Source organism: Pseudonocardia sp. HH130629-09, assembly GCF_001294645.1.
Classification (GTDB): Bacteria; Actinomycetota; Actinomycetes; order Mycobacteriales; family Pseudonocardiaceae; genus Pseudonocardia.
The window spans coordinates 2,858,559-2,871,585 of record NZ_CP011868.1 but is presented as its reverse complement, the minus strand read 5'-3'; the positions used below and the strand labels follow the sequence as shown (position 1 = coordinate 2,871,585).

The window sequence follows — 13,027 nt, the reverse complement described above, 5'->3', positions numbered from 1 at the left end:
GCAGCAGCCCCGACCGACGACCAGGTGACCGCCGTGCCCGTCGCGCCGGGCGGCGCGGACGCACCGAGCCCACGGCTCTACAACCGCGACCTCGCGCCGACCGCCGTCGAGGGGCGGTCGTGGAAGGCCTACAACATCTTCACCCTGTGGGCCGTCGACGTGCACAGCCTGGGCAACTACGGTTTCGCCCTCGGCCTGTTCGCCCTCGGCCTGTTCGCCCTCGGTCTCGGCGCCTGGCAGATCCTGGTCTCGCTCGGCATCGGTGCGCTGGTGCTGTTCGTGCTGCTCACCGTCGCCGGATACATGGGCTACCGGACCGGCCTGCCGTTCCCGGTCATGAGCCGGATCTCCTTCGGCGTCCGTGGCGCGCAGCTCCCGGCCCTGGTCCGGGGTGCGGTCGCGATCGCGTGGTTCGGCATCCAGACCTACCTGGCCACCCAGGTGCTCGTCGTGATGGTCCTGGCCGTGGCGCCGTCGGCCGGTGGGCTGGAGCAGGTGTCGTTCCTCGGTCTGTCGGTGCTGGGCTGGATCTGCTTCCTCGTGCTGTGGGTCGTGCAGGTGGCGATCCTGCTGCGCGGTATGGACGGCATCCGCCGCTACGAGGCGGTCGCCGGGCCGATCGTGCTGGTGACCCTCGCCGTGCTCTCCGGATGGGTGCTGTGGCAGACCGGCGGGGAGATCGCCTGGTCGGTGCCCGACCCGCTGACCGGCGGCGCGATGTGGGTGCAGATCCTGGCCGGTGCGTCGTTGTGGACGGCGATCTACGGCACCTTCGTCCTCAACTTCTGCGACTTCACCCGCGGCGCGGTGTCCACCGGCGCGGTCCGGCGCGGCAGCTTCTGGGGGATCCTGCCGAACACCCTGTTCTTCGGCGTCGTCGTCGTGGTGCTCGCGGGCGGGCAGCTGCGGATCGGCGGGCAGGTGATCTCCAGCCCGGCCGACGTCGTCAACACCATCCCCAACACCCCGCTGCTGCTGCTCGCCTCGGCGGCACTGCTGATCCTGACGATCGCGGTCAACCTGATGGCGAACTTCGTGGCCCCCTGCTATGCCCTGTCCAACCTGTTCCCGAAGGTCCTCGACTTCCGCCGGGCCGGGGTGGTCAGCGCGCTGATCGGACTCGTCATCCTGCCCTGGAACCTCTACGACTCCCCGCTGGTGATCACCTACTTCCTGGGTGTGCTCGGCGCGCTGCTCGGACCGCTGTTCGGGATCGTGATGGCCGACTACTGGCTGGTGCGGCGCGGCCGGATCGACGTCCCCGCGCTGTACTCCGAGGCGAGCGGGGCCGCCTACCACTACCGGGGCGGGGTCAACCGGCGCGCGGTCGCGGTGTTCGTGCCGTCCGCGCTGGTCGCCGTCGCCGTCGGGTTCGTGCCCGCGCTGGAGCCGGTCGCCCCGTTCAGCTGGTTCCTCGGCGCCGGGCTCGCCGCGCTGCTGACCGTGCTCGTCGCCCCGCGCGGACAGACCTACCGCGCGGTGTCCGGGGAGCCCCTGGCCGTCGCACCCACCGGGGGGCACTAGTGCGCATCGTCGTCGTCAACGTCAACACCACGGCCTCGGTGACCGAGGCCATCGCCGCCTCGGCGCGCTCGGTCGCCGCGCCCGGCACCGGGATCGTCGGGCTCACCCCGCGGTTCGGCGCCGAGTCGGTCGAGGGCAACCTGGAGAGCTACCTGGCCGCGGTCGGGGTCGCCGACGCCGTCGCGCGGTACGCCGCCGCCGGCGAGCCGTTCGACGCGGTGATCCAGGCCGGCTACGGCGAGCACGGCCGGGAGGGCCTGCAGGAGATGCTCGACGTGCCCGTCGTCGACATCACCGAGGCCGCCGCGACGACCGCGATGTACCTCGGCCACCGCTACTCGGTGGTGACCACGCTGGACCGCACCGTGCCGCTGATCTCCGACCGGCTGCTGCTGGCCGGGCTGGAGCGACGCTGCGCCTCGGTGCGCGCCTCCGGGCTCGCGGTGCTGGAGCTGGAGCCGGACCCGGACCGGGCGGTCGCCGCGATCGTCGAGCAGGCCCGGCTGGCCGTCGAGCACGACCACGCCGAGGTGATCTGCCTGGGCTGCGGCGGCATGGCGGGCCTGGAGGAGAAGGTGCGCGCGGAGACCGGGGTGCCCGTCGTCGACGGGGTGCAGGCCGCGGTGACCGTCGCCGAGTCGCTGGTGCGCCTGCGCCTGAGCACCTCGAAGGCCCGCACCTACGCGGCCCCCCGAACCAAGAAGATCACCGGATTCCCCCTGGAGATGCCATGACCAGCTACGACCTGGTGGTCCGCGGGCAGCGGATCATGACCACGGCGGGCGAGCAGCCCCGCGAGATCGGTGTGACCGGCGGGCGGATCGTCGCCATCGAGCCGCTCGGCAACGGCCTCGACGGTGCCCGGGTGATCGACCTCGCCGAGGACGAGGTGCTGCTCCCCGGCCTCGTCGACACCCACGTCCACGTCAACGAGCCCGGCCGCACCGAGTGGGAGGGCTTCGCCTCGGCGACCCGGGCCGCCGCGGCGGGCGGGGTCACCACGATCGTCGACATGCCGCTCAACTCGATCCCGCCGACCGTCGACGTCGCCGCACTCGAGGTGAAGCGCAAGGTCGCCGAGCACCAGGCGTTCGTCGACGTCGGGTTCTGGGGCGGGGCGGTGCCGGGCAACCTGGGCGACCTGCGCGGCCTGCACGACGAGGGCGTCTTCGGCTTCAAGTGCTTCCTGCTGCACTCCGGGGTCGACGAGTTCCCGCCGCTCGACGCCGACGAGATGGAGCGCGACATGGCCGAGCTGGCCACGTTCGACGCCGTCATGATCGTGCACGCCGAGGACTCCCGGGCCATCGAGAAGGCCCCGACCCCGCACGGCGCGAAGTACGACACCTTCCTGCGCTCGCGCCCGCGCGGCGCGGAGAACCTGGCGATCGCCGAGGTCATCGAGCGGGCCCGCTGGACCGGGGCGCGTGCGCACGTGCTGCACGTGTCGTCCTCCGACGCGCTGCCGATGATCGCCACCGCGCGCCGCGACGGCGTCCGGATCACCGCCGAGACTTGCCCGCACTACCTGACGCTGTTCGCCGAGGAGATCGCCGACGGCGCCACCACCCACAAGTGCTGCCCGCCGATCCGCGAGGCGTCCAACCGGGAGCTGCTCTGGGAGGGACTGCTCGACGGGACGATCGACTGCATCGTCAGCGACCACTCGCCGAGCACCGCCGAGCTGAAGCTGCTCGACTCCGGGGACTTCGGGCTCGCCTGGGGCGGGGTGTCGTCGCTGCAGCTGGGGCTGTCGCTGGTCTGGAGCGAGGCCCGCCGGCGCGGCATCGGGCTGGCGCAGGTCGTGCAGTGGATGGCCTCGAAGCCGGCCGACCTGGTCGGGCTGCGCTCCAAGGGGCGGATCGCGCTGGGGTACGACGCCGACCTCGCCGTCTTCGCCCCCGACGCGGCCTACGTCGTCGACCCGGAGCGGCTGCACCACAAGAACAAGGTCAGCGCCTACGCCGGCCGGTCGCTGTCCGGCGTGGTCCGGCGCACCCTCCTGGGCGGACGCGACGTCGACGTGGCCGGCGAGCCGCACGGGCGGCTGCTGCGCCGTGGCTCGGTTGAGCGGGTGACCGGTGCCCCCGGCGCCCCGGAGACCCCCGGCGCCCCGGAGGCCTCCGAGGTCCCGGCCGCACCGCCCGAGCAGGGCTAGACTTCCGTCATGCGGAAGAACGATCCCGACAGTCGCGTCGGTGCCGCCGCGGACGTCGCCGCGGCCGCACCGGCCCGCTCGGGGAGCGTGCAGTCCGTGGAGCGGGCCGTGGACCTGCTGGAGGCGATGGCCGACGCGGGTGGGACGGTCAGCCTGTCCCACCTCGCGGCCACCTCCGGGCTGCCCCTGCCGACCATCCACCGGCTGGTCAGGACCCTGGCCGGGCGCGGCTACGTCCGCCAGCAGTCCTCGCGCGAGTACGCCCTCGGCCCCCGCCTGGTGCGCCTCGGCGACACCGCGGGACGCCTGGTGGGGATGTGGGCCCGGCCCCGGCTCGCCGCCCTGGTCGACGACCTGGGGGAGAGCGCGAACCTGGCGCTGTTGGAGGGCAACCAGGTCGTCTACGTGGCCCAGGAGCCCGGCCGGCACTCGATGCGGATGTTCACCGAGGTCGGACGACGGGTGTCGCCGCACTGCACCGCCGTCGGGAAGGCGCTGCTGTCCCGGATGCCGGTCGAGCGGGCGCGGGAGATCCTGCGGCAGACCGAGTTCGTGCGGCACACCGACAACACCATCACCTCGCCCGAGGAGTACTTCGCCGAGCTCGACAAGGTCCGCGCCGCCGGGTACGCCGTCGACGAGGGCGAACAGGAGCTCGGGGTGCGGTGCGTGGCCGTCGCGCTCGACGGGCCGCTGCCCGCCGCGGTGTCCATCTCCGGGCCGACGACCCGGATGACCGATGCGCTGCTCGACTCCGCGGTGCCGAAGCTGCAGGCCGTCGCCGACGCGCTGGTGGCCGAGCTGGCCCGGCAGGACGCGGCCGGGGTCTGACACGGTCCCCGTGTGAGGAGAGGCCGGGCCGCCGGCCCTGGATGCCGGCGGCGATGCGCCGTGATCGTGACCGATGAGGGGGCCGGTGCCGGATCCGGCACGTGATGCCTCGCCGGTGACGACCACCGACCGCTCGGTGGACCTCGCGCCCCCGGGTCCCACCGTTCGCGGGCGCGAACCGGGGCCGGCGTTCGCATCCGGGAGCCGGCCCGGCTGCACGATCCTGTCCTGATGACCGATCTGGAACGGCTACTGGTCAGGCAGGGGCGGCCTGGTCACCCGGACCCAGGCGATCGCCCACGGTGTTCCGGCCCGCACCGTCGCGCGCCGGGTGTCCTCCGGTGCCTGGCGGGCGCGGCACCCCGGGGTCTCCCTGGTCGCCGGTCACCGGGTCACCGACGAGACCCGGGTCCGGGCGGCGTGGCTGTGGGGCGGGGCGCGCAGCATCGTGACAGGGCCCGCGGCCGCGTACTGGCTGGGACTGCGCCCCGGCGCCCCGGCCGAGGTGCTGCTCGCCGTCCCACCGACGGTGCAGCGGGCCCGGCGGCCGGGGGTGCGTCTGCGTCGCCGCAGCCTGGACCCGGCCGACCGGGTCGTCCACCGGGGCATCGTCGTGACCGCGACGCCGCTGACCGTGCTGGAGACGGCCGCGGCGCTCGGTGGCACCGACGGGCCCGCGTTCCTGGACCGGGCGCAGCAACGGTGGGTGTCCCACGACGAGCTGTACGCGGCGTACTGCCGGGTGGCCGGCACCCCGGGCATCGCGGCGGCCGTGCGGTTGCTCGTCGCGGCGGGGGACCGGGCCGACTCCGCCCTGGAACGACGGCTGCTGCGGCTGCTGCGCGAGGCCCGGCTCCCCGGACTCGTGCGGGCGATGCCGTTCGGGCCCTGGACGGTCGACCTCGCCTTCCCGGCGGCACGTGTGGCCGTCGAGGTGGACGGATGGGCCTGGCACAGCGCCCCGGAGCGGTTCCGCACCGACCGGCGCAAGCAGAACGCCCTGGTCGCAGCCGGTGGACGGTGCTGCGGTCACCTGGTCGGACGTACACGACCGGCCCGGCGAGACCGTCGCCCGCATCCGCCGGGCCGTGCATGATCGCGCTGCCTGAGGGGCCCGATGCCGGATCCGGCACCGGACCCCTCGGAGGAGACGATCACTCGTCGCGGACCTGGGTCCCCGGCTTGGCGGTGACCGGCTCGTAGGAGTCCGGGCCCAGCACCTCACCGGAGGACAGGATCCGGATCTCCCCGGTCTGCACGAGTACCGGCGGCCCCGCGGCGACGATCGACGGTGCCGACGGCCGCCCGGGGGCGAGCACGTTGAAGAACAGGTTGAGCAGCACCGCGACGATCGCCGCCGAGCTGATTCCGGAGTGGAAGATCGTCGCGAACCACTCCGGGAAGTTCGCCCAGAAGTCCGGCGACACCACCGGGATCAGGCCGAACGCCACCGCCGCCGCGACGATCACCATGTTGTTGGTGTTGCGGTACTCGACCGAGGCGAGCGTCCGGATGCCGCTGGCGGCGACCGTGCCGAACAGCACGATCCCGGCCCCGCCGAGCACCGGTTGCGGAATCGCCGAGAACACCGCCGACGCCATCGGCGAGAGCCCCAGCACCAGCAGGAGCAGCCCGCCCGCGGCGACGGCGAACCGGCTCCGGATCCCGGTCAACGCGACCAGGCCGACGTTCTGGGCGAACGCCGTCGCGGGGAAGGAGTTGAACACCGGCGCGAGCACCGAGGCCGCCATGTCCGCGCGCAGGCCGTCCCCGACCCGGCGGGAGTCCACCTCGGCCCCGACGACCTCGCCGACCGCGAGGATGTCCGCGGTCGTCTCCACCATGACCACCAGGATGACGATGACCATCGACACGATCGCGCCGATCTCGAACAGCGGCCCGCCGAACGCGAACGGCGTCGGGACGGCGGCCACGCTCGCCTCGCCCACCTTCGCGAAGCTGCTCAGCCCCAGCCCCAGAGCGACGACGGTGCCCACCAGCAGGCCGAGCAGCACCGAGAGCCGGGAGACGACCCGGATCTTGCTGGCGACGATCACGACCAGGAAGGTGAACGCGGCCAGCGCGATGTTCGGCAGCGAGGCGAACGCGGGGTTGGGCACCGTCGCGCCGGCGACCGTGACCGTCTCCCGGCCGGTGATCCACCCGGTCGCCACCGGCATCAGCGACAGCCCGATGACGGTGATGATCGACCCGGTGACCACCGGCGGGAACAGCCGTACCACCTTCGCAAAGAACGGCGAGATGAGCAGCCCGATCAGCGCCGCGACGATCACCGCGCCGAAGACGACGCGCAGGCCGTCTGTGCCGTCGTCGCCGACGATCGCGATCATCGTCGACACCGAGGCGAACGAGGTGCCCTGCACCAGCGGCAGCTGGGAGCCGAAGAACGGCAGCCCGAGCGTCTGCAGGAGCGTCGCGAGCCCGCTCACGAACAGCCCGCTGGCCACCAGGACGGCGCTCTGCGCGGGGTCGAGCCCGGCCGCGCCGCCGATGATGATCGGGACGGCGATGACGCCGCCGAACATCGCGAGAACGTGCTGCACGCCGTAGCCCACCGTGGGTCCGAGGCCGAGCCGGTCGTCCTCGGGGCGGGGGCCTGTCGTGGCGGTCGTGCGTCGGCCGGTCGTCGCCGGCGCGTCCGCGTCGTCGGTGCTCATGGGCGTCCCCTCGGTGCGGAGGTGGTGGGATGGGTCAGACCGACGACGGGACGTCGGTCCACGCCTCCGGCGCCGGGGTCACGCCGTCGCGGACGACGGTGCCCTCGATCAGGCCGTAGGGGCGGTCCGCGGCGTAGAACACCTCGTTCGGGTTCTTGAGGCCGAACGAGGAGAGGTCGGACAGGAAGTGGTGCTTGTTGGGCATCGCGAACCGGATCTCGGCGACGCCGTCGCACGCCTCGATGCCGGCGCGGCCCATCTCGTAGAGCGACTGCTGCAGTGCGAGCGAGTGGGTGGTGGCGAACGCGGACAGCATCGCCGCGCCGATCGTGTCGTACGCGGCGTTGTAGTCGATCCCGGCGGCGACGGCCTCGGGCAGGTAGCGCCAGCGCGCGGTGACCGAGGTGGCCAGGATGCGGTCGTCGGTCTCGACCAGGGTCGTGTAGCGGTCCCGGGGGAAGCCGTGGAACTCGCTGCCAGTGGACTTCAGCACGGTGAGGTCCTTCAGCCCCGCGGTGACGTGGGTGGCCCCACCGACCTTCTGTACGGTGGCGAGCCGGGTGGCGCGACCCTTGCGGACGAAGGAGTGGTCGTGCCCCGCGCCGTCGACGACGATCCGCTCCCACTCGTAGAGCTCGGCCTGCCACAGCCCGCCGGTGATCCACTCGAACTCGCCGGTGAAGTGGTTCCCGAGCAGCATCAGGAACTCCTCGGGGGAGGTGATCCCGTGCTCGGCGGCGAAGGCGTAGACGACGTTCTTCTGAGTGTCGGTGGCGACGACCTTCGAGTTGTCCCCGGTCAGGTAGCTGCTCTCCAGGGCAGCGCCGCGCAGCTGGCTGGTGACGTTGAGACCGGTGATCTCGTGCCGGGCGGTGTCGCGCACGACCCGCACCACGCGGACCTCCGCCTTGCCGTACTTGTTGTCGCCGAGGTGGACCGAGACGGACATGTCAGCTCCCGAGGTAGGTGGAGTAGGAGTAGGGCGACAGCAGCAGCGGGACGTGGTGGTGGCGGTCGGTGCGCTCCGGGCGGAAAGCGATCGACACCTCCGGGAAGAACGGGCTCGGCGTCGTGAACGTGATCCGGTGCAGCACCCCCGCGGTGAGCGCGGCGGAGTCCGGGGCGCGCCAGCGCCCGTCGTCGTCGGTGGTGCCCGAGGCCAGCACGGTCCCGTCGGCGCCGGTCAGGGTCACCGGGACACCGGTGGCCGGGCGGCCCGCCGCGGCGTCGAGGACGTGGGTGGAGAAGCTGCTCATGCCAGCACCTGCCGCATCCGCAGCGCGGTGATCTCGGCCAGCTGCCCGGCGGCCTCGGCACGCTCGGTGGCCGGGTCGTTGCCCAGCCTGCGCTCCAGCTCGGCGAGGATCTGTTCCGCGTCGCGGCCCGCGGCGCGGATCAGGAAGACGTGGCCGAACCGCTGCTCGTAGGCGGCGTTGCCCGCGGCGAGCCGGGCCGCGGTGTCCGCCCCGGAGTCCACGCCGGACTGCTCGGATCGGGAGAAGGCGGCACCGTCGGCGTGCGCGCCACCCGGACGCTCGCCGATCCGGGGGTGCCCGGCCAGCGCGGCGTCGATCTCGGCGGCGTCCAGGGTGCGGACGGCCTTCTCCGCCGCGGCGACGGCGTCGTCCACCCCGGCGTACGGGCGTCCGGCCAGCAGCCGGTCCGCCCACGCGGGCGAGGTGGCGCAGGCCCGCAGCACCGGCCGCAGGTCGTCCGGTGAGGCGTTGTTGAGGTGGTCGAGGGTCAGGGCGTCCGGCATGGGTCCTGCTTCCGTGCTCGTTCCGCGACTTCCATGATGCGGAATCGCTGTTCCGAAGTGTCAACAGTGTTGGTTTCACGGCGGGTACGTGTCAAGGGTCACCCGGTCGAACGGCCCCGCTCCCGGACGGCGACGACCGCGGACCGTCACCGGCCGCGGGGCCCGGAGCGCCACGACCGGCCGGACCCGATGACCGACCACCCTGGTCCCTCCGGCGCGGGGGCGCACCCGTCGCGTCCGGATCGTCACGCAGTCGTCCCGGCCGGGGCGCCGCCCGTCACACCAGGCCCGGTGCGGCCGGGTCGGGCGTCACGCATTCGTCATCCGACGGCAACCGGCGCTGCCGTTGCCGAACGCACCATCCTCACCGGTGGTCACCGATCCGGCCACCGTGGAGGCAACGGGATGACTCAGGAGATGAACCGGCCGGCCCGGTCGACGGCCGTCGGTGCCGCGCGGGAGACGCTGGAGGACTACACGCTGCGGTTCGCGCCGCGCAGCTACCGGCGCTGGTCGCCGGGCGTGGTCGGGGTGACCGCGCTGGGTGGCATCGCCTACCTGGCGGACTTCGCGATCGGTGCCAACATCGGCATCGCCTACGGCACGACGAACGCGCTGTGGGGGATCGCGGTGTTCGCCCTCGTCGTCATCGTGACCGGGCTGCCGGTGGCGTACTACGCCGCCCGCTACAACCTCGACCTGGACCTGATCACCCGCGGCAGTGGCTTCGGCTACTACGGCTCGGTCCTCACCAACGTCATCTTCGCGACGTTCACCTTCATCTTCTTCGCCCTCGAGGGCGCGATCATGGCCCAGGGGCTGGAGCTCGGGCTCGGGATCCCGTTGTGGATCGGCTACGCGCTGTCCACCGTGGTCATCTTCCCGTTGGTCGTGTACGGGATGTCGCTGCTGTCGACGCTGCAGGTCTGGACGACGCCGTTGTGGCTGGTCCTCATGGTGCTGCCGTTCGGCTACCTGCTCGTCGCGCACCCGGACTCGGTCTCGACGTTCCTGGCCTACCAGGGCGAGGACGGCCTGGGCACCCCGAGCTTGGGCTCGGTCATGCTCGCCGCCGGGGTCTGCCTGTCGCTGATCGCGCAGATCGCCGATCAGATCGACTACCTGCGGTTCATGCCGCCGAAGACCCCGGAGAACGCCCGACGCTGGTGGACCGCGACGCTGCTCGCCGGCCCGGGCTGGGTGCTCTTCGGTGCGGCGAAGCAGGTCGTGGGGCTCTTCCTGGCCGTGTACTTCATCGCCAACGTCGCCAACGTCGCCGGCGGGGCCGAGGTCGCCAACGAGCCGGTGCAGCAGTTCCTGCTGATCTACCAGGACCTGGTGCCGGGCTGGCTGGCGATCACGCTGGCCGTGGTGCTCGTCGTCATCAGCCAGGTCAAGATCAACGTCACGAACGCCTACTCCGGCTCGCTGGCCTGGACGAACTCGTTCACCCGGGTCACCGGCACCTACCCCGGCCGGCTTGTGTTCCTCGGCGTCAACCTGCTGATCGCGCTGGTGCTGATGGAGGCGAACATGTTCGACTTCCTGAACACCATCCTCTTGGACTCAACCGGTCAGCGCAACACCCGGGTAGTTGATCATGATAGGGGTGTGGGATGGCGCGACTGGGACGACCTGGGATGTCCGATGCCGACCGCGCGGATCTGTGGGTCCGGTGGGGGCGTGGGGAGTCGATCAGTGACATCGCTCGGGCGATCGGACGCCCGCCGGGGTCGGTGTTCACGGTGCTCAAGTCCACCGGTGGCTACGTGCCGCCATCACGTCGTCGCCGACCGGGGACGCTGACCGCGGCCGAGCGGGAGGAGATCTCTCGTGGTCTGGCCCAGTATCGTTCGATCCGGGCCATCGCGGCTGGGCTCGGTCGTCCGGCCTCGACGGTGAGCCGGGAGGTCGCCCGCAACAAGGGTCGGCGTGCCTACCGTGCTGTGGACGCCGAGGACCGCGCCTGGCGCCGGGCCCAGCGCCCCAAGACGTGTCTGCTCGCCCGTCGTCCGCTGCTGTGTGGGTTCGTCGCTGCCAGACTGGGTGAGGACTGGTCGCCCGAGCAGATCGCCGGGCACCTGGCCAAGCACTACGCTCCGGGATCGGGGATGCGGGTGTCACACGAGACGATCTACAAGTCGCTGTTCGTGCAGACCCGCGGTGTGCTGGCCAAAGACCTGCAGAAACACCTGCGGTCGGGCCGTCCGATCCGGCGTAACGTGCACAACACCACCGGTGGGCAGTGGCGCTCGCAGATCCCCGGCGCGGTCTCCATCCACGACCGGCCCGCCGAGGTGACTGATCGGGCGGTGCCCGGGCACTGGGAAGGTGATCTGCTGCTCGGGCGTGGCACCACCCAGATCGCGACCGTGGTCGAGCGCGCGACCCGGTTCACCGTGCTGGTCGCGCTCGGAGGGCGCGACATGCACACCGTCGCCCACCAACTGTCCCGGCAGATGGCCCGACTGCCCGAACACGTCCGCAAGTCGCTGACCTGGGACCGCGGGATGGAACTGGCCCGCCACACCATCGTCACCGCCCGGACCGGGTTGGACGTCTACTTCGCCGACCCGGCCAGCCCCTGGCAGCGTGGCACGAACGAGAACACCAACCGGCTACTACGCCAGTACTTCCCGAAGGGCACCCGGCTCGACCACATCACCCAGGCCCAACTCGACCGCGTCGCGGAACGCCTCAACACCCGACCGCGCAAAACGCTTGATTTCGACACCCCGGCTGATAGATTCGGAGCACTGTTGCGCTGACCGGTTGAGTCCAAGCTCGGCTTCTACGCGAACCTGGCGATCGCGTGGATCGTCGTGGTCGCCACCGACATCGCGGTGAACAAGTACCTGCTCAAGGTCTCGCCGAAGGTCCCCGAGTTCCGCCGCGGCATGCTGTACGCGGTCAACCCGGTAGGGTTCGGATCGGTCGTCGTCGCGGGCGGGGTGTCGATCGCGGTGTTCTTCGGGCTCCTGGGGACGGCGATCCAGCCGTTCTCACCGGTGGTCGCGATCGTGCTCGGGCTGGTGCTGCCGCCGGTGATCGCCCTCGCCACCCGTGGCCGGTACTACCTGCGCCGGACCGACGACGGCATCGACCTGCCGATGTTCGACGAGCACGGCAACCCGTCGGACGCGGTGCTGCCCTGCCACGTGTGCGGGCAGGACCTGGAGCGCCCGGACATGGCGGCCTGCCCCGCCCACGACGCCTACGTCTGCTCGCTGTGTCTGAGCACCGACCGCGGGAAGGAGCACCTGCTCCCGGCCCAGCCGTGACCTCGGCCGGTGCGGGGTCCGGTGCCGTCTCCGGCACCGGACCCCTCACCGGCGCCGAGCACGGTCCGCCGCGGCGACCGCCTCGGCCAGCCGGTTGGCCGCGGTGACCACGTCGTGCCCGACGGCGGTCGCGAGCGCTCCCCGCAGCGCGAGCGGTGACAGGCTCCAGCCCGGCCCGGAGGCCGCCGCCAGCGGCTCGCGGCCCGGGTCCACGAGCACCTCGGTGCCCAGCACCCGGTGCCCGGCCAGGTGCGCGGGGGAGGAGTCGAGCAGCGGGTCGCCCAGCTCCTGGGTCTGGACCAGCAGCGGGAGGCCGTCCTCGGTGACGTGGACGGTGCCCCGGTAGCGGCCCGCCCGCTCCCCGGTGCGCCCGGCGACGAGCACGTCACGGGTGTGCAGCGACGCCGTCGGCGCCAGCGTCACGTCCAGCACGGTCTCGTGGTCGGCACGGGCGGTCACCACCGTGGGCTCGGGCCGGTAGGTCAGCGAGGCGCCGTCGGCGACGGTGCAGCGCAGCACGGTACGGCTCGGCCGGCCCGCGCCCGGGAGCGCGACGGCGGCCGCGACGCCGATCAGCACCAGGTGGGCACCCGGTCCGACGGCGACGTCGAGCTCGACGTCGTCGCCGGCCAGCGGGGTGGACGCCGACCCCACCAGGTGCACGACGGCGTCGGGTCGAGCGGCGCCCGCCACCCCGCGGCGCGGGACCAGGGCGAGCGGGGCCTGCGCCCGCAGCGTCGTGACGACCGAGCGGCCGTCGCGGTCCCGGACCGCCAGCCGGGCGCAGGCCCGCACC

General features: G+C 72.5%; 12 protein-coding genes. 7 read left to right on the top strand and 5 right to left on the bottom strand.

The genetic code is table 11. From position 1 onward, the window contains the following. Positions 1-24: 24 nt before the first annotated feature. The 5 genes from XF36_RS13190 (at position 25) to XF36_RS13170 (ending at position 5,609) form a co-directional block, all read left to right on the top strand. Positions 25-1,524 (top strand): NCS1 family nucleobase:cation symporter-1, encoded by a 1,500-nt coding sequence (locus tag XF36_RS13190; protein ID WP_238589256.1) that lies wholly within the window; start codon positions 25-27, stop codon positions 1,522-1,524. Next, positions 1,524-2,258: an aspartate/glutamate racemase family protein gene (locus XF36_RS13185; protein WP_060712208.1), complete on the top strand. Its 735-nt coding sequence runs from the start codon at positions 1,524-1,526 to the stop codon at positions 2,256-2,258. Before XF36_RS13190 ends, XF36_RS13185 begins: the two co-directional genes overlap by 1 nt. After that, complete coding sequence (gene allB / locus XF36_RS13180) at positions 2,255-3,682, top strand: allantoinase AllB (RefSeq protein WP_238589255.1); 1,428 nt, start codon at positions 2,255-2,257, stop codon at positions 3,680-3,682. The genes XF36_RS13185 and allB overlap by 4 nt, the downstream gene beginning before the upstream one ends. A gap of 9 nt (positions 3,683-3,691) precedes the next feature. Continuing rightward, positions 3,692-4,513: an IclR family transcriptional regulator gene (locus XF36_RS13175; RefSeq protein ID WP_060712207.1), complete on the top strand. Its 822-nt coding sequence runs from the start codon at positions 3,692-3,694 to the stop codon at positions 4,511-4,513. Between the two features lie 331 nt (positions 4,514-4,844). Continuing rightward, complete coding sequence (locus XF36_RS13170; RefSeq protein ID WP_060712206.1) at positions 4,845-5,609, top strand: hypothetical protein; 765 nt, start codon at positions 4,845-4,847, stop codon at positions 5,607-5,609. Positions 5,610-5,667: 58 nt separating this feature from the next. Here the strand turns inward: XF36_RS13170 and XF36_RS13165 are convergent, their stop codons facing one another. The 4 genes from XF36_RS13165 to uraD are packed head-to-tail and all read right to left on the bottom strand — an operon-like array spanning position 5,668 to position 8,950. Further along, a complete protein-coding gene (locus tag XF36_RS13165) occupies positions 5,668-7,191 on the bottom strand; it encodes a nucleobase:cation symporter-2 family protein (protein WP_060712205.1) in 1,524 nt (507 codons plus the stop codon). 34 nt (positions 7,192-7,225) lie between these two features. After that, positions 7,226-8,140 (bottom strand): factor-independent urate hydroxylase, encoded by a 915-nt coding sequence (gene pucL, locus XF36_RS13160; protein WP_060712204.1) that lies wholly within the window; start codon positions 8,138-8,140, stop codon positions 7,226-7,228. A gap of 1 nt (position 8,141) precedes the next feature. Then, positions 8,142-8,447 carry a hydroxyisourate hydrolase gene (locus XF36_RS13155; protein WP_020623896.1) on the bottom strand — a complete coding sequence of 102 codons (306 nt, stop codon included), beginning with the start codon at positions 8,445-8,447 and terminating at the stop codon, positions 8,142-8,144. After that, the gene (gene uraD / locus XF36_RS13150; protein WP_060712203.1) at positions 8,444-8,950 is read right to left on the bottom strand and encodes a 2-oxo-4-hydroxy-4-carboxy-5-ureidoimidazoline decarboxylase; all 507 of its coding nucleotides are present in this window, start codon (positions 8,948-8,950) and stop codon (positions 8,444-8,446) included. The genes XF36_RS13155 and uraD overlap by 4 nt, the downstream gene beginning before the upstream one ends. Before the next feature lie 1,616 nt (positions 8,951-10,566). Between uraD and XF36_RS13140 the strand changes: the two genes are divergently transcribed. Beyond that, positions 10,567-11,718, top strand: coding sequence for an IS30 family transposase (locus tag XF36_RS13140; RefSeq protein WP_060710806.1), 1,152 nt, complete (start codon positions 10,567-10,569; stop codon positions 11,716-11,718). A gap of 54 nt (positions 11,719-11,772) precedes the next feature. Further along, complete coding sequence (locus XF36_RS13135; RefSeq protein WP_060712202.1) at positions 11,773-12,231, top strand: hypothetical protein; 459 nt, start codon at positions 11,773-11,775, stop codon at positions 12,229-12,231. A gap of 45 nt (positions 12,232-12,276) precedes the next feature. On the opposite strand, the gene XF36_RS13130 is transcribed toward XF36_RS13135, so the two are convergent. Further along, a complete protein-coding gene (locus XF36_RS13130; RefSeq protein ID WP_060712201.1) occupies positions 12,277-13,026 on the bottom strand; it encodes an urease accessory protein UreD in 750 nt (249 codons plus the stop codon). Position 13,027: the final 1 nt, after the last annotated feature.